This is a genomic window from Reichenbachiella ulvae (assembly GCF_025833875.1).
Lineage (GTDB): Bacteria > Bacteroidota > Bacteroidia > Cytophagales > Cyclobacteriaceae > Reichenbachiella > Reichenbachiella ulvae.
Genome location: NZ_JAOYOD010000001.1, coordinates 3,370,116 through 3,396,743, shown reverse-complemented (window position 1 = coordinate 3,396,743; position 26,628 = coordinate 3,370,116). Strand labels below are relative to the sequence as shown.

The following is a 26,628-nucleotide window of genomic DNA, read 5'->3' as shown; positions in this document are numbered from 1 at the left end:
AACCGTCCGGCAAAGTCAGAAGTAGGATTAATTCTTCAAAAGCCTGAACATTAAGTCGGTGATATATCAATATTTAGGCGTAGCTTTGCGCCAAATTTGCAATACTAGAAAGAATGACAGAAATCAGAAACGTAGCAATTATTGCTCACGTTGACCATGGCAAAACTACATTGGTTGACAAAATCATTTATGCGGCTCAGGCCAATGACGCTAAAAGGTCACAAGACAACAATGAGTTGATCTTGGACTCAAATGATCTTGAAAGAGAAAGAGGGATTACCATTCTTTCGAAAAACGTATCCGTTAACTACAAAGGAGTAAAAATCAACATCATTGATACTCCTGGTCACGCCGACTTTGGGGGTGAAGTAGAGCGTGTATTGAGTATGGCTGATGGGGTGATCCTTTTGGTAGATGCATTCGAAGGTGCCATGCCACAGACTCGATTTGTATTGAGCAAGGCGCTTGGATTGGGATTGACGCCAGTAGTGGTGGTCAACAAAGTAGATAAAGAAAACTGTAGACCTGACGAGGTACATGAGGAAGTATTTGACCTTATGTTCAACCTGGAAGCTACTGAAGAGCAATTAGATTTTACTACGCTATATGGTTCGTCTAAAAATGGATGGATGAGTACCGACTGGAAAGTTGAGACGGACAGCGTAAATCCATTGTTGGATACTATCATCGACGTAATCCCTGCTCCTGAGCAGAATGAAGGAGTACTAAGAATGAAAATTACTTCTTTGGACTTCTCTTCATTTACAGGTCGTATCGCGATTGGCAGAATTCACCAGGGATCAATTTCTGTTGGGCAAAGCTTGGGCTTAACCAAAGCAGATGGTTCTGTAAAGAGAGTAAGAGTTAAAGAACTGCATATATTCGAAGGTCTGGGCAAGAGAAGTGTAGAGACTGTCGGATGCGGTGACATCTGTGCTGTGACTGGTATAGAAGATTTCGAAATCGGCGATACCATCACTGATTTTGATAATCCAGAACCACTAGAGAGAGTGGGAGTGGATGAGCCTACCATGAACATGCTTTTCACGATCAACAACTCTCCTTTCTTCGGTAAGGAAGGGAAATTCGTGACCTCAAGACACTTGAGAGATCGTTTGATGAAAGAGACTGAAAAGAACCTTGCCCTACGTGTACAGGAAACCGATACGGAGGATAAATTCCTGGTTTATGGTCGTGGTGTACTTCACTTGTCTGTATTGATCGAGACGATGAGAAGAGAGGGGTATGAATTGCAAGTAGGTCAGCCTCAGGTAATCTTCAAGGAGATTGATGGAGTGAAATGCGAGCCAATCGAGCACCTGGTGATCGATGTGCCAGAAGAAACTTCAGGTAAAGCCATCGAGTTGGTGACTAAGAGAAAAGGCGAGTTGACTGTAATGGAGCCAAAAGGCGATGTTCAGCACCTGGAATTCAATATTCCTGCGAGAGGATTGATCGGATTGAGAAATCAGGTTTTGACGGCAACAGCTGGAGAGGCAGTAATGACTCACCGTTTCGAATCTTACGAGCCATACAAAGGTGATATTGCTGGTAGACAAAATGGATCTTTGGTATCTATGGAGACTGGACCGGGTACTGCTTATTCGATTGATAAACTTCAGGACAGAGGGATTTTCTTCGTGGATCCGGGAGAGGATCTTTATATAGGTCAGGTGATCGGAGAGCACTCTAGAGCCAATGACCTGGCCATCAATATTCAGAAAGGTAAGAAGTTGACCAACATGAGAACCTCTGGATCAGATAACAATGCCAAGATTATTCCAGCTAAAAAATTCTCTTTAGAGGAAGCATTGGAATACATCAATGAGGATGAATATGTAGAGGTAACTCCGGTTTCTCTTCGTATGAGAAAGATAGATTTCAAGCCTTAAGCGCTAATATTTATATGAAATTCGAAAGGCAACTCAGCTAATGAGTTGCCTTTTGTTTTATATATATCCCTCAAAAGTTCAACGTTCCGATCACTTTTGTTATTTTCACTACTCATAATCGAACCAAACCCGTAAAAAGTAGCACATGCTATTCTACAAGCCGTCTGCCTTTCGATATTTGGGCATATCACTCATATTATTAATACTAGTGGCTACTTCTGGATGTAGCCCTTCATTGGTGTCCTGGACAAGTCCTGCCTATGAACCTCATCAATTCAAAAAAGTAGTGGTTTTTGGAATGTTTCAGCGCCTGGATGTCCGATTAGCTTTTGAGGAATCTCTCGTGGACGCTTTGATGGAAATAGGCTACCCGGCGGGGCATGGAATGACATTGATCCCGCCCAGCTATGAAATTAGTTCCAACGAGGACATGCAACGTATCATCAAGAAGGAAAATTTTGACTTGGTGATTATGGCCAGCACAGTCGACGAAAAGAAAGAGACGCAATACCACCCTGGTAATACGGGCTATGCTTATGGTCCATATGGTTACGACATGTACAATTACTATAACTATCGCTATGGTTATAATGTATACTATGGTGGCTATGGTTATGGATGGCAGGACGCCGGTTACTATACAGAAGAAACACGCTATATCATAGAGTGTCAATTGTATGATTTGAGTCCAGATGCCAAAACAGAGACTGGTATCATCTACACTGGGCAATCGCAGGTATTAGAATCATCTAATATACGTACGTTGGCGGCCAGATATGCCAAAATATTATTGAAAGACCTAAAGGAAAATAAAATCTTAAATTAATATCTATACCGATGAAAACCCTAAAAATATATCTGCTAATTGCTGTTCTGCTGGGTGTTTCGAGCAGTCTGGTAGCCCAGGAAAAACTGAGCAAAATCGTAAAAAGTGGAGAGTTGAAAATAGGAATAACAGGAACTCAACCACCATTTTCGATGAAAGATAAAAATGATCAGTTGATTGGATTCGATGTAGATCTGGCTAACCTATTGGCTACTTCTATGGATTTGAAACTGACCTTAGTAGAGATGCCATTTGGTGAGCTGCTACCAAGTTTGTCTAAAGGAAAGGTAGACTTGGTGATTTCAGGAATGACCATCACGCCAAGTAGAAATGTAAAAACGGCTTTTGTTGGGCCCTATTTGATCTCGGGTAAGTCGATCTTGACGAAATCTCAGGTCTTGTCCAACGCGACCAATCCACAGGATATCAATTCAGACATCAAAGTGGTGACCCTGAAAGGTTCAACAAGCCAAAAATTTGCAGAAAAGTATCTGACGCAGGTGCAATTAGAGTTGGTGGAGAATTTTGATATCGCCATCGAGAAGATAAGAAATAATGAAGCAGATGTGATGATCGCAGATTACCCTACATGTGCCTATGCCATGCTCAAATTTCCCAATGAAGACATGGTGATTTTGGATCGCCCCATGACAATAGAGCCAATAGGCATTGCTTTACCTAATGATGATGCCCTTTTTGTGAATCTTGTAGATAACTACATCGAATCCCTGGAGCGCTCGGGTATTTTGGAAATCATGGAAGAAAAATGGTTTGAAAACCCCTATTGGTTGATGCAATTGAAATAACTACAAATCCAACAACGACATGAGCAGCCTGGTAACGGGCTGCTTTTTTTGTACCCTATAATTTTTACCTTTGGTATTTTCCTCATCAACTTTGCCAGCCATGACAACAGCTATTGCCGATAAAGCCCAACAGATTCTCAAAGATGTTTTTGGTTTCAATAAATTTCGCCCACTTCAAGAGGAGGTGGTGCATCATTGTATGATGGGTAATGATTCGCTGGTGATCATGCCTACCGGAGGGGGGAAATCGATCTGCTACCAACTGCCGGCTCTGACGATGGATGGTGCAGCAGTTGTGATTTCTCCTTTGATCTCATTGATGAAAGACCAGGTGGAGGCTTTAAAGCAAAATGGGGTTTCTGCTGCTTTTTTGAATAGTTCGTTGAGTGCTCAGGATCAGCAAAAAATTGAAGAGGAGTTCATGCAAGGGGAGGTGAAGATAGTCTATGTCTCTCCTGAGAAACTTCTTACCCGTAATTTCTTCAATGTTCTACAATCTGTTCATCTGAATCTGATAGCCGTAGATGAAGCTCACTGTATCTCGCAGTGGGGGCATGACTTTCGTCCCGAATATACCAAGCTCGATTTTCTGAAAAAGCAGTTTCCACAGACCCCAATCATGGCGCTGACTGCTACTGCGGATAAAGCGACTCGAAATGATATTGCCAGTCAGTTGGGGATTCCAGAGGCTAAAACCTTCTTGGCTTCATTTGATCGCCCCAATTTAGATCTGACTGTAAGGCCAGCGCAGGGGAGGCTGGAAACGATCATAGGATTAATCAATCAGGCGCCAGATCAGTCCGGGATCATATACTGTCTGAGTAGAAAGAGCTGTGAGCAAGTAGCTGAAAAGCTTCAGGCGAAGGGGATAGATGCGGATTTTTATCATGCGGGTCTACCTTCGGACGTCCGGGACAAAACCCAAGAAAGGTTCATACGAGATGATTTGAAGATCGTCTGCGCGACAATTGCTTTTGGGATGGGGATTGACAAGTCGAATGTGAGATGGGTGATTCACTACAACCTACCGAAAAATCTGGAGAGTTATTATCAAGAGATTGGCCGGGCAGGCAGGGATGGATTGGACTCCAGAACATTATTGTTTTTCAGTTATGGAGATGTGGTTCAGCTGAAACAATTCATAGAAGAAAGTCCGCAGAAGCCTTTGTTGGAGGCTAAGTTGCAGCGCATGCAGCAGTATGCAGAGGCTACTACCTGTCGTAGAAAAGTGCTGCTTAGCTATTTCGGTGAGCAGCTGGAAAAGGACTGTGGCAATTGTGATGTTTGTCGTAATCCGCCGCAGTTTATGGACGGAACTGTGCTAGCACAAAAGGCGATTTCTGCTCTAGTGAGGGCTCGGCAGAAAGTAGGGATGCGACTGCTCATCGATATTCTGAGAGGCTCGAAACAACAGGAAGTTTTTCGGTTGGGGCTACATGAGATCAAGACCTACGGAGCAGGAAAGGAGCACAGCTATTTCGAATGGCAGCATTTCATTGGACAGTTTTTGAATCTAGGGTTGTTGGAGATTGCCTTTGATCAGCACAATGCACTACGGATCACTGAGCTAGGTAAGCGAGCGCTAAAGGCAGAGGTTCCTGTTCAGATCACTAAGCCAGAAAGCTTGGATGAAAGAAAGCAGCGACTGGCTCAAGCCAAGCCGAAAAAATCAGAGCAGCAAGCCAATGAGTTGTTTGCACGTCTTAAGGCCCTGAGGAAGAAAATTGCCGAGGAGCAGGCTGTTCCGGCCTATGTGGTTTTCAATGATGCCACTCTTGAGGATATGGCCTCACAGCGACCGACGGATGAGGATAAATTGCTGGAGGTCTCAGGAGTGGGTCAGCGCAAGGTAGATCAGTACGGAGATCGTTTCATTCGTGAGGTCATTGCCTACATCAAAGAAAAAACTGAGCAAGGGGAGAAAGTAAAAGGAGCCACTCATATCGTGACATTCGAGTTGCTCAAAGAGGGGCTGAGTCCTGATGAGATTGCTGGAAAACGGCAGCTCAATATCGTGACGATTTACTCTCACATAGCCACGCTGTATGAGCAGGGCAAGGATGTAGAAATGCGAAAATTCCTGACTGAGGCAGAAGAGAATAGAATCATACCCGCCATCAAGGAACTGGGAGAACCCGATAAGCTTAAGCCTCTATTTGATCATTTTAAGGAGGAAATACCCTATTACAAATTGAGGCTGGCGATGGCGGTTTATAAGAAGACGAAAGGTTAACAATGGTTAGTTCCTGAACAAACTGCCCCCAATTCCCAAGCTAAACCTCAATCCAGTCCAATTAGGATATATGGGATCTCCTTCAGTATTAGTAAGGTAAATGTCCCCCTCTCCAGTTACGTACATATTGCTTTCTAAAGCGTCAATTTCGTATCCAATTTTACCAAAAGTGTAAATGTTCTTATAAACGTACACCTTAGATTTTACTCCTAGGTGTATGTTTAGACCTATACTTTGAGCCTCAAGGCTGTGGTGCTCATATAGTTCTTTATAGATATTTAAATGGTAAATTAAGTCCATTGTACTAACAGTAAGTGTAGGTGTACAATCAAAGGAAAGAGTAAATCTATCGGAATTCAAATATTCTAAAGTCAGAAACACACCACTACCTGTTCTTGTTAGTCGCTGATCATCGTAAAATGTTCCAGAATAATCGCTATAGCTAATTCTACCTCCGGTTGAGGTGTAATTAAATAGAAGTCCTATACCGAATTGTAATTTAGAGACAGAGTTAAAAGAGTAATACCCGAGGAAGTCATAGCCGAAGTACGATGGAAAATCATCGGTTATTTGAGCGTTAAAAGGAATGGTGCTGAGACCTTCATTTTGGGCTTCCTTTAGCATGGACATATCGTATGTGTGGTACCCTAGTGATGCTTCAATATTCAATTGGCCAAAGCTGTTGAAGCTTGATGCTACAATGAGAATTAAAGTAACGAAACATATTTTATTCTTCAATGTTCCAATAATAGTTGGTGTTTTCATAAGCAATCAGCAACGTGTTTGAACAAAATTTCATGTGCGCTTCTAACAAAGAAGGGTTGAGACTTCTCCGCTGTATTACAGAAAAGTCAACAGTACTTAGGACAACCAAGTCGTATGTGTTGATACCGGTTTCAAGTATGACGGCACATTTATCCATACCATTGGAGAATAGGTTAAGTAATTGAGAACTGAAAGTATCTGAAAGAACGATTTCATTTGTTTTATACCGCACTTTACTAATGCTTTTATCGTCAATGGATATATAAGCGTCTTCTGAGAGTAGAAGAGATGTTTTTGTTCCTAGAAAGTCATTTTTATTTGGTTGATCAAAGAATACTAATTTAGAGCTTTCAGAATTTCCATTGATTCCATGAGCAAAGAAGGAGCCCTTAGAGGACAAATGACCTGAGTTATAAAGTAAGGTGCCTGTGTGTGAGATAATATTGTAGCCTACATCTGTAGAGTATACTAGCTCCCTATCTTCAATATTCAATAGGTGAACTTGATTCCACCAAGTAGTGGAAGGAGAACTAGATGGTGGATAGCTATTATATATAAGCAGATATCCGTCAGTGCTGGCATAAATATGTCTTGGAGAAGCTGCTAATGTTACAAGATTATTATATTCAATGGCGCCCATAGTGTTGCCATTTAGTGGGTTATATTGTATCAATAAGTTGTCTGTAATTTGATATAATAATTTTCCGTCTTGGGAAAGAGCAACCTTTCCTTCTATTCTTTTGAGTAACTCATTACTGTTTTTGTCTCGGATTTCGACATATCTATCAGGATCATCAAAGCCATACTCTATAACTGTGTTATCATTGATAAAGTACATGGTATTGTTAAAGAAAGAATTTTGAACTTCTCTAGTAAAATGTGAGGTACTGATATGGGAAGATGAAAAAATGTAGCTGTTTTTTGTGGAAATTTTCGCTTTCATATCTACCGGGAAGTAATTGGAAACAGGAATGATATAATCTTCAAAACTTATTTCATCTAGCTCAATATAGGAAATGCTATCATTAAACTCGTTGGAGAGTTCAAGAATTAGACCGTCATAGTTTTCATAAACAACTGGCGGCATATTTAATTTTAAATATTCATCTTCGTATTCAATCGAAAGTTGAAGTGAATCGAAAAACGACACTCTTTCAGTTAAAGTTTCGTTCTTCGCCTTAAGTGTGAATTTAAGAGTTGTCCGCCCCCCATAATACTCAGGTATTGCTATTTTGTCGATCTGAGGGTTGTCAATTAAAGTGTGAGTTACGTGATTACCAGAGATTTCAATCTCTTCAAAACTGTAGTCAGTATATGGTTGCCATGTTAGATGAAGTATCCCGTCAATAACCTCAAAGCCTTTTACCAAATTGACTATTGGGTTATTGTCAATAATTATGTGTTTTTGATATGTAGTTCGAATTTTTTCTAAATTTAAGATATCACCTAGACTACCTGTACGAGAGTGAGTTTCGACGATGAGCGTAAGCGTATGAATGCCAGTCTCAAAATCCTTGGGATCGATATTTATGTATGCCGTATTTGAGTTCTCATATGAATTTAGAGATTCATTACCAACACTTACTTCTAAGTTGGCTAACTCCTCTGGGTGGTTAATGGGTATGCTTAACCGCAGGGAGTTTCTAATATACAGTGTATCCTCAGATGCGAAAAAATCAACTGATGGGATTGAGACATTGGAGTTGTCTATCTCTTCGAAGTATATTTCATCCAGTTGATATGTGCAACTAAAAACACAGCAAGCTACCCAGAAGAGGAAAATTATATGTTTCACAATGTATTTCAATTCGTAAAAATTCAATGAAGTCCTATTTTATTAATCCATATTCTATCTTCTGATACTATTTTTATTAGTACCATTTTTTCATTCAGGATGCTTGAATCAATGAATTCTCCATTAATAAAATTGGCTTGCTTATTGATTAAAATTTGTCCTCTAGTATTTGACACTATTAGTTGACCGTTTTTGTATTGAGGGGTTTCTGTTTTTATAATTAGTCCTGATGAGACAGTCTTCACTATGTATGTTGGGTTTGTTTTTTCCTTAACTGAAAGAACTTCAATAGATGTATCCTGATTTTTCAAAGAGTGTAGTTGGTTACCCGCTAAGTCGAAAATAGACTCCTTTCTTAGGTTGAAGCCTCGAAACTCTTCCGTTGAGAGTGGAGCGACAATTACATAGGTGTTATTGCCCAAAGAAGAAATGCTGATATTTGAGCTTCCAAAGACATGAATGTGATTTTCATTGAGAGGTGTTACCTCTTCAGAGAACGTTAAAAATAAGGAGGTCTGTTGATCTTGGTAGGGCACTTTAAAAAACGTAGCATTAGGAGCTACCATATCAATAAGGAAATGCAAGGTGTTACTAGGATTGTTAGAATTACCGAAGTTATCATAAATCGTGTTTCCCTTTAAATGAACTGTAGCAGGGCCGGTTGTGTTGGTGGGTGTAACAAGTGCTTTGGTATTCGTAATGTTAGATATATCGCAATTTGCACATTCGAAATTTTCAGCTGTCATCTGAGAAACTGGTTCACTTGAAAGGATATCGATCTCAATCGGCCCGTTGATCAGTGTTGAGTTTGAACTTAATGTGACTGTCGGCTCTATAGTGTCAATAACCAAAGTCGTTGGTTGTGCATTGTTTCCCGCTAAGTCTTTGATTTCCCCAAGTGTCACTTTACTAATTAAACTTTGATCAATCTTTATGGCGTTAACCGTTTTGATAGAGTCATTTGAAAAGGATGTTAGGCTTAAATTTTCAAGAATTAGGGCGTTTTTAGAAATCTCATCAAGCGTTTCGTTTCCTGCGATTGCAATTTCGAACCAATAGTTACCTTCTAGGATTGAATATGAAAGATTTACTATTGGAGGAGTAATATCGTATTCTATTGAGTCAACAAGTCGTTCATTGACTAAGCCATATTTATCAGTGGCTGAGTTTTCGACTAATTCAAAGCTGACAATGCCCTCTACAATTGGAGATATCTGCAACTCGTATGTTTTATCAGTAATCCTATTTAGACTTTGTAGCTCTCCATTTTCAATATTGAAATTTGACATGCTGAGTTCAGAGACAGGTTTGTCAAATGATAGAGCAATGGAAAAAGGAGCATTCACGAAACGGCTACTAGTTGTAAAAGTGGCCATTGGTGGTCTGGCAGCTATTTCAATTTCGGCACTTCCGCATAATGAATTTGTAGTTCCTTTTGGTGGAAGAGTGTTGGATACACCAAGATTTCCGTCAGTGTTTTTAACTTCTCCGTAGAGCGCATGAATGTTGTTTACTGCAAGATCATCAGTATAATCCCCAACTTGTGGCATATAAGAGAATTTGATAATTTTCGAGTTCGATCCAGAACGATAATAGGCTTTTGATGTTCCATTTTTTAATTGAAGTAGAACATATGAGTCTTCAGCGATATCAACGGGCTCTGCGTATTCAATGCAGATAGAAACGCTCTCTCCTGGCCCATATTGGCCGTTGGGAGACTCAGTATATACTCTTTTTATATAGTTGTTATTTTTTTTGTAAAAATAGATAGCTCCTGCACTTTCTCCATGGCTGTTGTTTTCTTGATGAGCCGCTACCAACAGGTGATTACTGTATGATGATATTGAGTTTCCAAACATTGCACTGGATGAACCTTCATAGTTGATTTTAATTGTTTCATCAAGTGATAGTTCATCATCTAGCGCAAGTACAGTTATATACTCGGAGTTTTGCACATCTTGGTATGAGGAAATTAAATGCCCTGATAAGTAGGTCAATTCCATTCCGAAATGTGTACTATCTGTATCTGAAATTTGATGAATGGGGTCATTGAGGTCATTTAAATTATACAGATAAATACTGTTTTGATTTCTAACATTCGAATAACGGGAGACAAAAAGAATAGTGTCGAATACTGTCATGCTTTTTCCAAATGACAAGTTTATATACTTTGTTTCATTATCTGGGTCAATAATGGTTGACTGGTATGACCAATATCCATTTTTATTTTTGTTATAAACAAGCACCCCACCTCGCTGGCCTGAGGTGTCAAGATGTTCTGGTGCTTGAATGAATAGATTAGTTTCTGAAATTTGTAATGCGTATCCAAATCGATAGCTGTCCTCCTCGCTAATGGTGATTTTGGAAGTTTGTTGCCAATTGGCTTTTGTTTTCTCAAAAGTAAAAACCTCACCTGAGAGGTTGCTGGTCGCAAAGGCTTCAAATGTTAAAGAAAGACTTAAACAGCTAGATGAGCTAGAGTTTTCGGTTTGGATGATTTCAAAATTTTCAGCATTTTCAATTAATTCAGGAATACTAAAGGTGAAAAAACTTAATTCATCCGAGCTAGAACTAATGTTTACTATTACATCCTGCCCGTATATATCTACATGGTTTCTAAAATAGTAATTTTCTGGTGCAGTGATGGACATTATTTGATCCCAAGACTGGCCATTAAATGAGTAGAGGTATAATCTTCTATTTGAGCTTAAAGCTGCTGCATAATTCCCTGAAACTCTGATTTGATTGCCAAGTTTATGAAATATTGCAGAACTGTCAGACTCTGCAAGAGTCTCAATTTTTGAAAGGTCAGATGTTCTGAACATACTTACACTACCAGCATGATCACCTTCTCTGTCTCGTGGAGCTCCTACAATGAGTGTGTCGTTTATTATTTCGAGGCTTGCACCGAAGTAGTTTTTTTCTAAATTTGTTTCGCTAAATAATATTTGCCTATCTTCGGTCTTAGATGCCCATTGTCCATCTTCTTGTGTATAGACCATTACCCTGCCAAGTTGATCTTCTCCAATATTGGAAAGTCCCCAAAATATTGTGTCCTGATAAAATTTTAAGTCTTGCAAGGAAGGAGAAGCATGTTTAGATTCCTTTGGTTCATCGCTTAAAGACAGATCAGCCAATAAACCACAATAATTTGAAGGACTTAAGTCGTATACATATAAGTGAGGAGTTTGCGCTCGTCGATTGACAAACCGATAATCTGATGAGGTAAAAAGTGTGTTTCCTTCTAATTGAATCTTATGACCAAATCTAATATCGTCAACATTACTTGAATACAAACAGGTGTCTTCTGTAGTTGAAACCCAATTTTCTCCTTTTTTGTTAAAAACATAGACTGCACCAGGGTTGCCTAGTTCAGTATTGGTAGAATATCCTGCACCTGCAACTATGGTGTTTCCTTGTAAGTCTAAGGAAATTCCAAAACTTCCATGGGAATTAGGGTTTGAAGGTTCCATAATGGCAGTTTCGGTCATGTCATTCCAACCCGTTACTGGCCTTTCAAATACAAAAACTTGACCCTGCCCTACATTTCCTAGGTGCTGACGAGCAGCGGAAGCTACAATTACATCATTTTCTATTTTTACTTGAATGCCAAGTTCACAATAACTAATAGTTTCAGATGCTCTTAAGACACCTATTTGCTGGATGGTGGTTCCTTCGATTTGAAAAATAAAGACCCTACCTAAAGAATTGGGGTACTCGGTGGTCCAGTATCCCGGAGCCCCAACAACAAGTATGTTATCTTCAATATCGATAGAGTATCCAAAACTTGCAGCTCTTTGAATACTGTCTGGTTCGATTGGAATTGCATCACCCCATCCTGTCTCACTGCGGACATACAAGTATGCTATGCCTGATTTGTATCCATATTGATTATTTGATGGGGCACCGATAATGAGAAAATCTTTGTTCCCTGCAACTGTGGCTCCAAAATCTGATCCTCTGTCGATTTGCTTCTCCGGTAAATGTATGGTGTTTAAATCAAAACCCTGACAGAATGATAAGGACGGAAGTACCGATAGGAAATGAAAAAGAAGGAAGACTAGATTAAGATTCTTCAATAGGTTGATTTACTTGACACTAAATGTTCAAATAAACTATATTGTGGCATCAAAAGCAAATTCTAATCTCTCAAGATATGCATGCTCAAATCAAAAGGTTTGAGAGTGGCTAACAGTTCTTTCACGAAATCAGGGTTGTTGATATAGAAATTGAGGAAGTTGTCGTGACGCTCCTGCAATCCGCCTCCGGGAAACAGCTTTTCTTTGATGCCGGCTATTTGATTGAGCTCCACTTCGTGCTTGCGTTCTTCGGATTTTTTCAATCGCTTTCCGATGTTGTCGATACTTTTGGCCGCTTTGGCATGCTCCGCAGAGATGAAACCCTTGAGTGAGCCATCGATGGTTTCGGCTTTTTCTATGAGTTGGTTAAAAACCGCTTCTAGCTCCTGGTATTCTCCATTCAGACTTACCTCTTCATTGCCATGTTCGTTTACATAGGCCGATTGAAGATCATCTGTAGATTGGAAAAGTACGGTATCGTCCCAATCAAATTTGTCCAGCTTTTTCTGAGAAGCTTTGTTAATTACTAAGGCGAAATTTCTTGGTAGTAGGATTGGGAAAGCTGTCTTATAGTGTTCGAATACTTTACCCAGTTGCAGCCAGTAGATAACCTCTGCAGGACCACCTACATAAGCGAGGTTTGGCAGAATTACTTCTTGATAGAGTGGACGCATCACTACGTTTGGACTGAACTTTTCCGGGTTAGAATCTAACAGGGCAAGGATTTCTTCTTCGCTGAACGATAACTCAGTGTTGTTGACTTTGTAGGTGTTGTCTTCCTTGATGATTCGCTCTCTGATGCCATCATCGAGGTAGAAAAAGTTGATTTCTCTTGGGAAAATCTGCGTTTTATACCCCAGAGCATCCAGTTCCGAATTGGTATTTTCTACGAGTTGATTTGCTGTGTGGTTGAGTAGGTCATCTTTGATTTGTGGAGCGAAAAGTGACTTAAGCCTATCGTCATCAGCATCGATTACTACCAGTCCTTCTTCACCAAAAAGATCATTGACGTAACATCGGGCCGCGTCAGCCAAATTACTGTGGTTTTTATAGGCCTTTTCAAAGAGCTCTACTTTTTCTGGTAGTTCTTCGAGCACTTTGTCAAGGCTACTGGTGGCAATATGACCTACTGCTCCTTTTTCATCACATTCCCATTGATACTTTTTTCCAAAGAGATGGAAGTAAGAAATTTCCTCAAAGTCATGATCTTCAGATGCCATCCAGTAGACAGGAACAAAATTGTAGTCTGGATATTTTGCTTTCAGCTCCTTACAGGCATTGACTACTGTGGCAATTTTGTAGATGAAGTAAAGTGGTCCTGTGAAGATATTGAGTTGGTGACCGGTGGTCACTGTGTAGGTGTTGCTCTGAGAGAGGTCAGAAAGATTAGCGGCCAGAGCGGGTGCTACTTCATAACCCTCGTATTGTTCTTCTAACACCTGACAAAGCGTCAAGCGATTTTTTTCGGAGTAGCTTTTCTTCCCAATTTGTGCCTCAAATGATTCGATAGTAGGAGAAAGGCCATAGAAAGGCTTGAGTGCTTCATGGCCTTCGATGTAGTCGATAAATGATGATGAAAATGCCTTTGTGTCTTTGAGTGCTACTTGGGTGCTTTGCATGCTGCGATTCAATTCTTTTTGATAGATGTGCTTACGGAGTAAATAAGATTTGGATACTCAAAAGCCTATCAATTTCACTTCTTCCCGAACAAAGGCCTACCGTATAAGTCGAATGGTTCTGCATCTGTGATCTCCACGTTAACAAAATCACCGATGCGTAGGTAATGGTCATCCGCTTGAATAAGCACCTCATTGTCCACTTCTGGAGAGTCGTATTCAGTTCTTCCTACGAAAAACTCACCATCTTTTCGGTCTATCAAGGTCTTAAAAGTCTTCCCAATTTTCTTTTGGTTTTTCTCGGCTGAGATTCCTTCCTGTAGCTCCATCAACGCATCTACCCTAGCATCTTTTACCTCTTCCGGGACATCATCATCCATGGTGCCAGAGTGTGTGTCTTCTTCATGCGAATAAGCAAAAACACCCAATCGATCAAATTGACTTCTTTCGACGAATTTCATCATCTCGTCAAAGTCTTCTTCTGTTTCTCCCGGATGCCCCGCTATCAATGTTGTTCTGATCGCGACATCTGGAATTTTGTTTCTAACCTCGTCCAGTAGTCTTTGTGTTTTTTCACGATCTGTTCCTCGACGCATTAGTTTCAGGATACGCGATGAGCCATGCTGCAATGGGATGTCGAGGTAGTTGCAGATGTTGGGTTTGGCTTTCATTACATCCAAAACATCCATTGGGAAGCCAGTAGGGAAGGCATAGTGCAGACGAATCCAATCCAGTCCTTCTACATCAGATAGTCGATCCAACAGTTCGGCCAGGTTTCTTTTTTTGTATAGATCCAAACCGTAGTAAGTAGAGTCCTGAGCGATCAAAAGGAGTTCTTTTACTCCTTTGCTTACTAGATTTTGTGCTTCAGATACGAGTTCATCCATCGGACGAGAGATGTGTTTGCCACGCATCAGAGGTATCGCACAAAAGGAGCAGGGTCTATCGCATCCTTCGGAAATCTTCAAATGTGCATAGTGTGCATCTGAGGTTGTGATTCTTTCGCCAAGCAGTTCGTGTTTGTAATCTGCTTTGAATTTGGCGAGGAGACTTTTTAGGTCAGTAGTACCAAAGTATTCGTCTACGTTTGGAATTTCTTTTCTGAGGTCATCTTTGTAGCGATGCGAAAGGCAACCCGTCACAAAGACTTTTTCTATATGTCCCTGCTCTTTAGCTTCTACAAAATTCAGTATCGTATCGATGGATTCCTGCTTGGCATTTTCGATGAAACCGCAGGTATTGATAATGACAGTATTGGCATCATTCTTTTTTGATTCGTGTACCGCATCAATATCATTTCCTTTCAGTTGTGTCAGGATTACCTCAGAGTCAACCAGGTTTTTAGCACAACCCAATGTTACGATATTTACTTTTTCTTTTCTTCTGCCTTTTGTCTTCACTACTTACCTCAATTAATGGAATCGGCAAAGGTAGCGTATCGGCTGTTCATAGCATTGTCGTAAACTTTAAAGTTTGAGTGGTTTCCCTAAGAGAATATTTGGTCTTTCGAATCCCTAATCAAAAAAACGGTACTATTTTTGGAATGGACGCTATATGCATATGAATAAAATAGCCATTGTTTTCAGCCTACTTTTTTTGACCCAGTTGGCAAAGGCACAGCCGACTGATAGTATTCCTGTTTTGCTCACAGATATGAATGTGCAGATTGAAACCACAGAAGGGATCAACAGCATGTACAATTTTGAATTCAGGAGAGCGGATAGTCAATTCCGATGGATCAAAAGCAAATACCCATGGCATCCTTTGCCATATTTTTTACTGGGATTGAGCCAGTGGTGGCGCATCATGCCCAACATCAATGACGAACAATACGACGAGCAATTCGAAATATACATGGACAGCGCCATTGTGATGGCGGAAAATATCTACGACCGTGGGAGCAAGATAGAAGGAGCTTTTGTCCTAGCTGCGGCTTATGCTTTCAAAGGCCGTTTGTATTCTGAAAGAAGAGATTGGGGCAAAGCAGCGGCTGTGGCCAGTGATGCTATGAAATATCTGGAGGAGGTTCGGGGCAAGGCTGAATTTAGCCCGGAGATTCTTTTCGGGGATGGCCTGTACAACTACTATATAGAGTGGATTCCTGAGAACTACCCGATGCTGAAACCGCTGATCATGTTTTTCGAAGACGGGGACAAGGAGCTAGGAGTTCAGCAATTGAAAGATGCGGCGAATAATGCTTTCTATACCCGGACAGAAGCACAATATTTCTTGATGCGTATTCAGGCCAATGAGCTGAAAGATAGACGTGCTGCTTTATTTACGTCTGATTATCTGCACACGACATTTCCTAACAATCCTTATTTCGAACGGTACTATGCACGGATCTTGTACTCCAATGGCCAATACCGAAACTGTGAACGTATTTGTAAGGATATCTTGATGAAAATTGACAGTGCCTATACGGGTTATGAAGCCAATAGTGGTCGTTATGCTTCTTTTTTTCTGGGAGAGGTTTATTCAGCCAGAGGAGACTATGACGCTGCGGAGGAGTACTACAACAAGAGTATTGTTTTTGGTAATACCATAGGAGCGCAGGAGATGGGGTATTATATCTATTCTCTGCTGAATCTGGGTGAAATAGCCATGAAGAGGGGAGATATTGATCAGGCCAAAGGTTATTTCAAACAAGTGAAACATTTGGCTGACAGAGGAGACCGGTCCTATAAACTGGCAAAGAATTATCTCAAGGAACTTTAGTCCTAAACAATGACATGCTTAGCCTTCGAATAGGCTCAAGAAGTTGTCTTGATTGGAGTCTACTGAGAATTCGGCTATGACTTTATTTCTTCCTTTTGCTCCCATTTTTTCTCGGAGGGATTGGTCTTGAATCAGTTGAATGATTGCCTCTTTCCATTCAGTATCAGTGCTACAGTGGAATCCAGTGACTCCATTTTCTACGATTTCTGCATTGACACCTACTGGAGTCACAACTACAGGCTTTTCTAGTGCCATGAATTGAAGTGCTTTGAAACCGCATTTTCCTTTGGCCCACTCATCAACTTCTAGTGGCATGACACCAATATCGATCAGATTGAGGTCATCTATTTCTGTTTCCTTGTTCCAGGGAATGAATCTCCAATTAGGTACATTCAGCTCAGGTTTTTGATCTGCAATCACCAAAAATTGAAAGGCATAAGTTCGTTGCAGTTCGGCAATGATTGGCTCTAGGATCTTGAGATATTTGAGCGTAGAATGAGTCCCCGTCCAGCCGATCACTAAAACGCCTGAGTCCGATGGAGCTGGGATATGTCGCCGATTGGTGTCGAGTGTGGTTGGATTGATCGTAACCTTGGGATTGAATGTCCGGGCAAATTGGGCAAGGAAAGCGTTACCTGCACTTATTCGGTGACTCCATCGGCATATGTTGGCAACTTTTTGTGGCCATTTGAGCTTTGATGCCAGAGAATTGTTTCCTGTAGTGTTCTCTTTCCAGATCGCATCGTCAAAATCATAGATCAGCTTTTTCTTCAGGACTTTGGCCAAAATCCATTCAAAAACAGGAGGGCCCATTGGTGCTGCTTCACGATGTATGAAGATGAATTCGTAGCGATTGGCTCTGAGTAGCATCCAAATCCTTCTACTAAATCCTTTGACAGTTCCCCATAGTTTAGACCAATGATGTCCCGGGAGGTAGAGAATTTTCCATGTACTGTCATCAATAAAACTCTGTCTGTCAACTTGCCAACCCTCAGCCTCTAGTAAAGGAATGTACTGCTCGAATCGAAAACGCTGTGACGCTGCTGTGTCTTTTGGATAAGGGGTTAGGAAAAGAAGCTTTTTTGGCATTTTTAAATTATTTCCAGCTAGAAGGCAAATTCTTGTAAATTTCTATCTCATCAAACTTTTTACCTGCTTTTAAGCCTTGCTTCTTTGCCCAATGAGCCATTTTCTTGATGCCTTCTTCAAGCTTGCACTCCTTTGGAATCTTGAAAAAACGCTTGAGTTTATCATGTGAAGCATGGGCATGTTTGACTTCCATTCGTTCAGGGAGAAATTCGATCGCGAGAGTAGAATCAAAGGCTTCTAGAATCATTTGGGCCAGTTCATGCACTGAACTAGTTTGGTCAGAGCCGATATTGAATGTCTCACCAAAAGCAGCTGGATGGTTGACTGACTCGGCGATGACTGGAGCTACCTCACTGATATGACTGAAAGCCCTCGTCTGTGAACCGTCTCCAAAAATGGTAAGAGGTTTCTCTTCCAGAATTTGTTTCATGAATATCCCCAATACATTGCGATAGGGATCGCTGATATTCTGTCCTTCTCCATAGACATTGTGGGGTCGGAAGATAATGTAGTCCTGTCCAAACATTTTTTTTGAGACAGCCAATTCCTGTTCGAAGGCCCATTTGGCTATTCCATAGGGATCTTCTGGTTGAGGGGTCATCTCTTCTGTCATCGGAGTAGGTAGATCGCCATAAATTGCAATGGAAGAGGTGAAAACAAAACACTTGACCTGATTCTTGATCGATTCGTTCAGCAGATTGACGCTGCCCGTGAGATTGTTTTGGTAGTTGAAGCGCTTGATGAAATGACTCAGGCCTTCGGCAGCATAGGCCGCCAAATGATAGACATAATCGAATTTTTGTTCTGCAAATAGTTTTTCAAGTAGCTGGTGATCCAGAATGGAGCCTTCCATGAAATGGGCCTGATCTGGAATATTAGATTTGAAACCGCCACTCAAATCATCTAGCACGTAGACTTCATGTCCAGCGTCAATCAGATGTTTGGCCACATGACTCCCAATAAATCCCGCACCACCTGTGACTAAGCTTTTGATCATAAACGCTACTTTTTTGGCAGCAAAGATGTGCAATGTTCGAATAACAAGTAAACCCGTAAAAAATCAGGGCATAAAAAAAGAGTGGAATTGCTCCCACCCTTTTCGAGTCGTTAAACTACTTATTCAGTTTTTTAGGCCAGCGCCTCTTGTTCTTTTCCAATGCAGACGTTCAGTGATTGCTCATCTGAGTAATAGGCCACTGCACTATCGCGCAAGTTATAGTTAGAGCTCAATACCTGACCATAAGCACCCGCCGATTTGATTTTGATGATGTCGTTTCTTTTGGTAATTGGCATTTCCAATTCTCCAAAGACATCAGAACTTTCGCAGATTGGACCTACTACAGAGTAATTGTCATTACCCAAAAGTGGATCCGCAGTGATGTTTTCCATCTCGTGATAAGAATCGTAAAGCGCAGGTCTGATCAATTCGGTCATTCCGGCATCTACAATCGCAAAGTTTTTAGTAGCTCCTTTTTTGACATAAAGGACTTTGGTGATCAAAGAACCACACTGAGCTACTACTGACCTGCCTAGTTCGAAATGAACCGTCTGACCTTCTCTTAGGTTCAAATGCTCTTTGAATACCGCAAAATATTTTTCGAAATCAGGAATCGGGTTCTGATCTGGATTCAAATAATCGATACCTAATCCACCACCAACATTGATGTGCTCTAAAGTAATTCCTTCTTCTTCGATCTCATCCAAAAGCGTATTGACCTGCTGGCAAAGCTTGACGAATGGATCCATAGATAGAATCTGTGACCCAATGTGAAAATGTATGCCAGAAAGAGACAAGAAAGGCATTTTTCTGATTTCTGCAATCGCACGGCTCACCTCACTGATCGGAATACCGAATTTGTTTTCGCTTAGTCCAGTGGTGATTTTGTGGTGAGTTTTGGCATCCACGTTCGGGTTGATGCGAAACGAAATGCTCGCTACCTGATTGTTTTGCTCAGCGATCTCGTTGATTACTTCCAGCTCCTCTATGGATTCGCAATTGATGCTATGGATTTGGTTAGAAATCGCTGTATTCAGCTCTGCATCACTTTTACCTACACCTGCCAATACGATCTCAGAAGCATCAAAACCGCATTCCAATGCTTTGGTGATCTCATTGCCACTGACACAGTCGGCTCCCAGGCCATATTTCCGGATAGTTTCCAAAATACGCGTTTCAGCATTGGCTTTAATTGCATAGTGAACTTTGAAATTGTCACTTGGTACTGCATCAGTCAAGGCCTGTAGGGTGTTTTCCAACAGCTCTAGATCGTAGAAGTAAAAGGGTGTCTGTACTGCCATTTTTATAGTCTTTTACATTTTTGGTTCTTCAAAAGTATTTTTTACTTGAGGGGCTGTGAAATAAATGTGAAATATTTTCATATACTTTGCATCGTGTTAATTTCTTAACAGAATGAAGAAAATATCTGACATTGTAGAAGAAGGTATCCGTAAGATGCCGTTTGTGGAAGAAGCCATGAATGCTGGGCTGATCAATTATTCGTCTTTGGCGCGAATGTTACAGCCTTTTGTATCCAAAGAGCTAATGAAAGATGCCACTGAGGCGTCTATTCTGATGGCGCTCAAACGGCGGTCTACCATGGGAATGAACTCCCTCAATTTGAATCCAAAGAACTTCCGTGCGCACATAGGGGATATTTTTGTTCGGTCGGGTCTATCGACCTTTACCTATGTCAACTCTACTACATTAACAGAGAATCAGACTCGATTGTTGCACGAGGTGCAATCTATCCCTGATACTTATTGCTCATTTACGCAGGGGATGTACGAGCGAACCCTGATCGTGAGTGAGAATATCACTGATAGAGTGCAGCATATATTCAAGAACGAACAATACCTGACTGGTAATAAGGAACTGAGCTCTGCGACGGTCATGCTCAAAGCTTCCAATATTCGGGCTTATGGGCTTTACTATTATATATTTAAGATGATTGCCTGGTATGGCATCAATATCATAGAGGTGATCTCCACCAGCAATGAGTTCTCAATTGTGGTGGAGTCGAAAAATATCAATGAGGCGTTTTCTGTCCTGATGAAGATCAAGACAGATGATAGCCATATTTAATTTATTCCGTAATAAAAGAGGCAGGGTCAACAGGTTTTCCGTTTTTTAGTACCTCATAATGAAGGTGGGGGCCTGTAGATGCTCCAGTCATTCCTACTGTGCCAATAATGTCACCCTTTTTAATGAGGTCGCCAGCTGATACTTTTATTTCATCCAGATGAGAATAAGTGCTTTGGTATTCTTCATCATGCTTAATGATGATTTTGTTTCCATAACGACCGTCAGACTCTGCAAAGATGATCTCTCCATCACCTGATGCTTTAATAGGAGTGCCTAATTCACTTCTGAAATCAATCCCTTGATGATGCTTTTTCTTTTTCGAGATTGGGTCAAAACGCATCCCAAAAGAGGAGGTTACTACCGCCTCATTGTTGATTGGATGCATACTAGGTTTGTCAGCCACTGAGGTGTTAAAAATAAAAATGAAAATCGAAGCGGCGATTGTGGATGTCAGCAGTTGTTGCATAATGGTCTTTTCTTTTTTCTTGGTTATTGGACTTTTTAATTTGAGTTCTTCGAATCCTTGTTCGCCAAAGGCTGCCAGACATTCTTGATACGCTTCAGAAAAGCTCAGTCCTGATTCTAGTTTTTCCTCCATCATGCAGCAGAGGTGATCCAGCACTTCACTTCTAAAACCCACAGATAGGCCTTTGGACTTTAGGTCATTGGATATATAAAGAATTTGATTGTTGTTCAGTGTTTTCATTTTCCGGCTATTTGAGGATTTAATATGCCCAACATGGTTTTAACAAAATCTGCAAACTCATTGGATCGTGATGTGGCACTGTCCAATCCGTTTGGTGTGACTGAATAGTATTTGCGCTTGCGACCATTGATTACCTCAGTCTCAGCGATTATGAGGTCCTCTGCCTGCAGTTTGTGTAAGGCGGGGTAGAGTGCGCCCTCAGTCAGATTGATTTTTTCGTCAGATAGGAGTTTTACCTTTTGAGTAATCTCATATCCATACATGCGACCATTATCTGCCAGAAGTTTTAGGATAATGGTTTTAAGTGTTCCCTTGATTAATTCGTTCGAATACATAAGGCAATTATACATAAGAAAATTATGTATCAAAATATTTCAGTGAATTTACCTATTGTTTCGCTGTGATTTTAACTTTATATGACAGGTCAGGTGTTTTATTTGTAAACGTTCTAAATAAAGCTCATTTACTACTTAGATATTGGGGTTAACAGCTTGTTTATCAGTGTGTAAACTGGGTTTTAGCCCCTTTTTTTTGTAGGTTGGGGTTTTTAGCGAGAAATCCGCCTTTGAAATTGAAAAACCCGTGGCTACATTTGCAACCACTTTTTTGTATAAAAGGAAAGCAAAAACTGATGTTCAAAAAATATAGTTACTATTCTAATAAGAATGGCATGCTTAAAGGCATGTTGTTTCTTTCACTAATTTTTTCAGTTTTATTGACTCAAAATGTAGCCGTAGCGCAGGATGCTGGGGATGAAATCCCTACGGATGAGGCAGTAATATCGAGCGGGGAAAAATTATTCAAGGCCAATTGTACAGTCTGTCATGCGGTTCATGAAAAGGTAGTGGGACCTGCACTGAAAGACGTGCACAAAAGAAGAGATGTTGCGTGGATCACCGCATTTGTTCAAAATTCACAAAAAGTAATACAAGGAGGAGACGAGTATGCTGTCAAGTTGTATGAAGAGTACAACAAGACGCAAATGACGTCTTTTGATTTTTCTGAAGAAGAGATTCTTTCGATTGTAGCTTACCTAAAAGCTGAGTCAGCTAAGGAGCCAGTTGCTGCGGCAGCTGCTACTGATACTGCAGCAGCAGGAGGGGCAGCTACAGCGCAAGAGCCATCTGGTGTGGTTAACATCCTGATGGTTGTTATCCTTATTGTTCTGGTGTTGATCCTGGTTGTATTGGCCATGATTATCTCGGTATTGAAAAAATATCTGGCGCAGAAAGAAGGTTTAGCAGAGGAAGATCAGGATATCGTTAATCAATCATTTGATTTGGTTGCTTTGGTTAAAAGCAATGCTTTCCTTGGGTTGGTTGCATTTATCTTCACAGCTATCGTTTTGAAGTCGGTCATCGACGGTTTGTTCACTATTGGTGTTCAGCAGGGATATGAGCCAACTCAGCCGATCGCCTTCTCTCACAAAATTCACGCAGGTGACAACCAGATCGACTGTAACTACTGTCACACAGGGGTGAGAAAGAGTAAGAATGCCAACATTCCTTCTCCTAACATCTGTATGAACTGTCACTCAGCGATCAAAACAGAATCGCCTGAGATTCAAAAAATATATGCAGCAGTTGAGAATGATCAACCTATCGAGTGGGTTAGAATTCACAACTTGCCTGATTTGGCTTACTTCAATCACTCTCAGCACGTGGCTGTAGGAGAGATCGAGTGCCAGACCTGTCACGGTCCTGTAGAGGAAATGGATGTAGTATACCAATACGCGCCATTGACCATGGGATGGTGTATCAACTGTCATAGAGAAACGGATGTCAATACCAAAGGCAATGAGTACTATGACAACTTGGTGGAAATGCATGCTGAGCATAGCAAGGAGCCAATGAAGGTCGAAGACATTGGAGGTTTGGAATGCTCTAAGTGTCACTATTAATTATTAGAAACGAATATTTGGGATAGATATCATACAATGAAAGAAACCAAAAAGCAATACTGGAAAGGATTAGAGGAATTAGCCAAAAATCCAGAATTCGAGAAAAATGCTGAAAAAGAATTTCCTGAGTATTTGCCAATTAATGGTGAATCCGAAGGGACTGGAGCGAGTAGAAGGGACTTTTTGAAGTTGATGGGCTTTGGTGTTGCTGCGGCTTCACTGGCGGCTTGTGAAACTCCTGTAAGAAAAGCCATTCCTTATTTGAACAAACCAGTGGATGTAGATCCAGGTGTTCCAAATTATTACGCTTCTACCTATATCAATGGTAGCGACTACTGCAGTGTGGTAGTGAAAACCAGAGAAGGTAGACCAATCAAATTGTCAGGCAACAAGCTCTCTACTGTAAGTGGAGGAGGTACTTCTGCTCAAGCAGAGGCGTCAGTGTTGTCCCTATATGACAAAGAGAGATTGAAAGGGCCTGAGTTGAACGGTAAATCTGTTTCTTGGGCTGATTTAGATAAAGAAGTAATCGCTAAACTTTCTGCTGCTGGAAAGATTGCATTGGTGAGTAACTCAGTTTTCTCTCCATCTACTTTGGCAGCTATCGAGGAGTTAAAAGCTAAATATGCAGGAATCGAGCACGTACAGTACGACCAGGTTTCTTTCAGCGGTATTTTAGCGGCTAACGAAGCTTCATTCGGAAAGAGAGTAGTTCCTTCATATGATTTCAGTAAAGCCGATACTATCGTGTCATTCGATGCAGATTTCTTAGGCAACTGGATCAACAATACGCTTTTTAGCAAGCAATTTGCTCAGACCAGAAGGTTGAGCGACAAAAAGAAGACCATGTCAAGGTTGTATTCTTTTGAATCTAACTTGTCTTTGACTGGTTCTAACTCAGACTACAGAGTAGCAATTAAGCCTTCTCAACAAGCGGGCTACATTGCGAATCTTTATAACCTATTGGCTTCAAAGGCAGGAGCTACTCCTGTGACTGCTCCTAAATTGGCTGACACTGCAGTATTGACTAAGGCAGCTAATGATCTTTGGAAGAGCAAGTCAAAGTCTTTGGTAGTATCTGGATCTAATGATGAGAATGTACAAGTGATCATCAATGCGATCAACAACTTATTAGGTTGTTATGGTTCTACAATTGATTTGTCTGCTGCAGTCAACACTAGAAAAGGTGACGACAAGAAAATGGTAAACTTCATCAAAGGCCTAAATGCTGGCAATTACGATGGAGTTTTGTTTTTTAACTGTAATCCAGTTTATGATCACGCTTTAGGGTCACAGATCGAAAGCGGGTTGAAGAAAGCTAAATTCTCACTTTCTACTTCGGATAGAAAAGATGAGACAGCTTCTTTGGTAACTGCGATTGCTCCAGATAGCCACTTCCTAGAGTCTTGGAACGATTTTGAGCCAGTAACTGGAAAATTCAGTTTCTCTCAGCCTACGATCTCTCCATTGTTTGATAGCAGACAAGCTCCTGAGTCATTTTTGACCTGGGCTGGCAATACCACTTCTTACTTTGATTATGTAAAAGGAAGATGGACGGCTGATCAGACGGGTGATGTTCAAGGATTCTGGGACAAGACCTTGCAAGATGGTATCATCGAAAAAGAAGTAAGTGCTGAGGCAGTTGAATTTGCAGGAGATGTAAGTGCAGCAGCGGCAGCTATCAAATCTACAGGTTCGGATATCGAACTGGTAGTATATGAAAACTATGCAGTAGGTAACGGTACTCAGGCCAACAATCCTTGGTTGCAAGAAATGCCTGATCCAATCACTAAGGCAGTTTGGGATAACTATTTGACTATCTCTCCAGCTATGGCTGAGGAGCTTGGATTGAAATTGGGAGATATGACTACTCAGTTGGTTACTCTTTCAGTTGGCAATCAAACAGTTAAGCTTCCAGCATTGGTTCAGCCTGGTCAGGCAAAAGGAACAGTGGGTGTAGCCATTGGTTTCGGTAGAACTAAGGCAGGTAAAGTAGCAGATGGTGTAGGTGTGAATGCTTATCCATTAATCGACTACAAGTCAGGTGCTCAAAGCATGAACATCACATCTGGTGTGAAGGTAGAATTGAGTGGTGAAGAGTACAGAATTGCTCAGACACAAACTCACCAGACTTACATGGGTAGAGAGAATGTGATTCAGGAATCAATTCTTTCTAAATACCAAAAAGACCCAAGTGCAGGTAGAAGTCAGCCAATGATCTCAACCTACAGCGGTAAGGAAAAGCCAGGGGCTATTTCTCTATGGTCTGGACATGAGTATCCAAACCACCACTGGGGTATGACTATCGACCTGAACTCATGTACGGGTTGCGGGGCATGTACCGTGTCTTGTCAGGCAGAAAACAACGTGCCTGTAGTAGGTAAAGAAGAAGTACTCAACCGTCGTGAAATGACCTGGTTGAGAATTGATAGATATTACAGCTTCGATCAGGAGTTGGTAGATGCACAAGGTGGTGCATTGAGCAAAAATGCTCAAATGGAAGTGGCTGCAGAGAATCCTGAGGTTACTTTCCAGCCTATGATGTGTCAGCAGTGTAACAACGCTCCTTGTGAGACTGTTTGTCCAGTAGCTGCCACCAACCACTCAACTGAAGGGTTGAACCAAATGGCTTACAACAGATGTATCGGTACGAGATATTGTGCGAACAACTGTCCTTATAAAGTAAGAAGATTCAACTGGTTCAAATACCACGATAACGATCAATTTACTGAAAACACTTCTATGAACAACGATTTGGGTAAAATGGTATTGAACCCAGACGTAACTGTTCGTGCTAGAGGTGTGATGGAAAAATGTTCATTCTGTGTTCAAAGAATCCAGGCTGGTAAGTTGAGCGCGAAAATGGAAGGAAGAAGACCTCAAGATGGTGAAATCACTACGGCTTGTGCTTCAGCTTGTCCATCAGAAGCGATCGTATTTGGTGATATGAAAGATCCTAACTCTCGCATCTCTAAGATGTTGAAATTAGAGGAAGGTGAAAACGGACCAGAAGTGAAAGAAGAAAGAGCTTACCACGTATTGGAAGAGCTTTCTGTGAAGCCTAATGTGTGGTATTTCACTAAGATTAGAAATAAAGAAAACGAAAAGCAAGGTTAATAAA

18 protein-coding genes are annotated in these 26,628 nt (G+C 41.0%); 8 read left to right on the top strand and 10 right to left on the bottom strand.

Going from position 1 to position 26,628, the window contains the following annotated elements:
* Nucleotides 1–113: 113 nt before the first annotated feature.
* The 4 genes from typA to recQ all read left to right on the top strand — a co-directional run bounded on the left by typA (nt 114) and on the right by recQ (nt 5,757).
* Nucleotides 114–1,892 carry a translational GTPase TypA gene (typA, locus tag N7U62_RS13480; RefSeq protein WP_264138507.1) on the top strand — a complete coding sequence of 593 codons (1,779 nt, stop codon included), beginning with the start codon at nt 114–116 and terminating at the stop codon, nt 1,890–1,892.
* A 145-nt stretch (nt 1,893–2,037) separates the two neighbouring features.
* A complete protein-coding gene (locus N7U62_RS13475) occupies nt 2,038–2,718 on the top strand; it encodes a hypothetical protein (protein WP_264138506.1) in 681 nt (226 codons plus the stop codon).
* An 11-nt stretch (nt 2,719–2,729) separates the two neighbouring features.
* Nucleotides 2,730–3,524 carry a transporter substrate-binding domain-containing protein gene (locus N7U62_RS13470; protein ID WP_264138505.1) on the top strand — a complete coding sequence of 265 codons (795 nt, stop codon included), beginning with the start codon at nt 2,730–2,732 and terminating at the stop codon, nt 3,522–3,524.
* Nucleotides 3,525–3,624: 100 nt separating this feature from the next.
* On the top strand, nt 3,625–5,757 hold the full coding sequence (gene recQ / locus N7U62_RS13465) for a DNA helicase RecQ (protein WP_264138504.1): 2,133 nt from the start codon (nt 3,625–3,627) through the stop codon (nt 5,755–5,757).
* A gap of 6 nt (nt 5,758–5,763) precedes the next feature.
* Here recQ and N7U62_RS13460 read toward each other — a convergent pair whose 3' ends face one another.
* The 5 genes from N7U62_RS13460 to rimO all read right to left on the bottom strand — a co-directional run bounded on the left by N7U62_RS13460 (nt 5,764) and on the right by rimO (nt 15,412).
* The gene (locus N7U62_RS13460; protein WP_264138503.1) at nt 5,764–6,522 is read right to left on the bottom strand and encodes a hypothetical protein; all 759 of its coding nucleotides are present in this window, start codon (nt 6,520–6,522) and stop codon (nt 5,764–5,766) included.
* A complete protein-coding gene (locus N7U62_RS13455) occupies nt 6,485–8,344 on the bottom strand; it encodes a hypothetical protein (RefSeq protein ID WP_264138502.1) in 1,860 nt (619 codons plus the stop codon). Before N7U62_RS13455 ends, N7U62_RS13460 begins: the two co-directional genes overlap by 38 nt.
* The gene (locus N7U62_RS13450) at nt 8,341–12,396 is read right to left on the bottom strand and encodes a hypothetical protein (RefSeq protein ID WP_264138501.1); all 4,056 of its coding nucleotides are present in this window, start codon (nt 12,394–12,396) and stop codon (nt 8,341–8,343) included. Before N7U62_RS13450 ends, N7U62_RS13455 begins: the two co-directional genes overlap by 4 nt.
* 62 nt (nt 12,397–12,458) lie before the next feature.
* A complete protein-coding gene (bshC, locus tag N7U62_RS13445; RefSeq protein ID WP_264138500.1) occupies nt 12,459–14,015 on the bottom strand; it encodes a bacillithiol biosynthesis cysteine-adding enzyme BshC in 1,557 nt (518 codons plus the stop codon).
* A 74-nt stretch (nt 14,016–14,089) separates the two neighbouring features.
* Nucleotides 14,090–15,412, bottom strand: coding sequence for a 30S ribosomal protein S12 methylthiotransferase RimO (gene rimO, locus N7U62_RS13440; protein WP_264138499.1), 1,323 nt, complete (start codon nt 15,410–15,412; stop codon nt 14,090–14,092).
* A 160-nt stretch (nt 15,413–15,572) separates the two neighbouring features.
* Between rimO and N7U62_RS13435 the strand changes: the two genes are divergently transcribed.
* Nucleotides 15,573–16,730 (top strand): tetratricopeptide repeat protein, encoded by a 1,158-nt coding sequence (locus N7U62_RS13435; RefSeq protein WP_264138498.1) that lies wholly within the window; start codon nt 15,573–15,575, stop codon nt 16,728–16,730.
* An 18-nt stretch (nt 16,731–16,748) separates the two neighbouring features.
* Here N7U62_RS13435 and N7U62_RS13430 read toward each other — a convergent pair whose 3' ends face one another.
* The 3 genes from N7U62_RS13430 to lysA form a co-directional block, all read right to left on the bottom strand.
* Nucleotides 16,749–17,819 carry a glycosyltransferase family 4 protein gene (locus N7U62_RS13430; RefSeq protein WP_264138497.1) on the bottom strand — a complete coding sequence of 357 codons (1,071 nt, stop codon included), beginning with the start codon at nt 17,817–17,819 and terminating at the stop codon, nt 16,749–16,751.
* A gap of 7 nt (nt 17,820–17,826) precedes the next feature.
* Nucleotides 17,827–18,816 (bottom strand): NAD-dependent epimerase/dehydratase family protein, encoded by a 990-nt coding sequence (locus tag N7U62_RS13425; RefSeq protein WP_264138496.1) that lies wholly within the window; start codon nt 18,814–18,816, stop codon nt 17,827–17,829.
* Nucleotides 18,817–18,947: 131 nt separating this feature from the next.
* Nucleotides 18,948–20,117: a diaminopimelate decarboxylase gene (lysA, locus tag N7U62_RS13420; RefSeq protein ID WP_264138495.1), complete on the bottom strand. Its 1,170-nt coding sequence runs from the start codon at nt 20,115–20,117 to the stop codon at nt 18,948–18,950.
* Nucleotides 20,118–20,229: 112 nt separating this feature from the next.
* On the opposite strand from lysA, the gene N7U62_RS13415 reads away from it, so the two are divergent.
* Nucleotides 20,230–20,901: a hypothetical protein gene (locus N7U62_RS13415; protein WP_264138494.1), complete on the top strand. Its 672-nt coding sequence runs from the start codon at nt 20,230–20,232 to the stop codon at nt 20,899–20,901.
* A 1-nt stretch (nt 20,902) separates the two neighbouring features.
* Here N7U62_RS13415 and N7U62_RS13410 read toward each other — a convergent pair whose 3' ends face one another.
* Entirely contained in the window at nt 20,903–21,607 is a 705-nt protein-coding gene (locus N7U62_RS13410; RefSeq protein WP_264138493.1) for a M23 family metallopeptidase, read from the bottom strand.
* The gene (locus N7U62_RS13405; RefSeq protein ID WP_264138492.1) at nt 21,604–21,942 is read right to left on the bottom strand and encodes a PadR family transcriptional regulator; all 339 of its coding nucleotides are present in this window, start codon (nt 21,940–21,942) and stop codon (nt 21,604–21,606) included. Before N7U62_RS13405 ends, N7U62_RS13410 begins: the two co-directional genes overlap by 4 nt.
* A 296-nt stretch (nt 21,943–22,238) precedes the next feature.
* Between N7U62_RS13405 and N7U62_RS13400 the strand changes: the two genes are divergently transcribed.
* Together N7U62_RS13400 and N7U62_RS13395 are read left to right on the top strand one after the other, a co-directional pair.
* Complete coding sequence (locus tag N7U62_RS13400) at nt 22,239–23,507, top strand: c-type cytochrome (protein ID WP_264138491.1); 1,269 nt, start codon at nt 22,239–22,241, stop codon at nt 23,505–23,507.
* 36 nt (nt 23,508–23,543) lie between these two features.
* Nucleotides 23,544–26,624, top strand: a complete 3,081-nt coding sequence (locus N7U62_RS13395; RefSeq protein WP_264138490.1) for a TAT-variant-translocated molybdopterin oxidoreductase — start codon at nt 23,544–23,546, stop codon at nt 26,622–26,624.
* Nucleotides 26,625–26,628 lie beyond the last annotated feature (4 nt).